1 pseudogene is annotated in these 283 nt (G+C 50.2%); it reads left to right on the top strand.

The annotated features are described in order from the left end of the window. Positions 1–223 (top strand): annotated as a pseudogene (locus PGX78_RS07300) (phosphoribosylaminoimidazolecarboxamide formyltransferase); the annotation flags it as partial. Between the last annotated feature and the right edge of the window lie 60 nt (positions 224–283).

Raw genomic sequence — 283 nt, 5'->3', positions numbered from 1 at the left:
GACGAGGGAAGAAAAGACAGCTTGGCTAAGGGAATTGCACGGCGTATCGCTCGGTAGCGATGCATTCTTCCCCTTCGGTGACAATATCGAACGGGCTCATCGCAGCGGGGTAGATTACATTGCCCAGGCAGGCGGCTCCATTCGCGATGACCATGTTATCGGTACCTGCGATAAGTACGGGATTGCCATGGCCATGACAGGTCTTCGTCTCTTCCACCATTAGAAATAAAGAGTTCACACCTGACAAGTAGTAATACTTGACAGGTGTGAACTCTTCGTATAT

The organism is Megasphaera sp. AF13-6AC (assembly GCF_027685385.1).
In the GTDB taxonomy this organism is placed as follows: Bacteria; Bacillota; Negativicutes; order Veillonellales; family Megasphaeraceae; genus Megasphaera; species Megasphaera micronuciformis.
The sequence above is the reverse complement of the archived record's forward strand: the minus strand, read 5'-3'. Positions and strand labels throughout refer to the sequence as shown.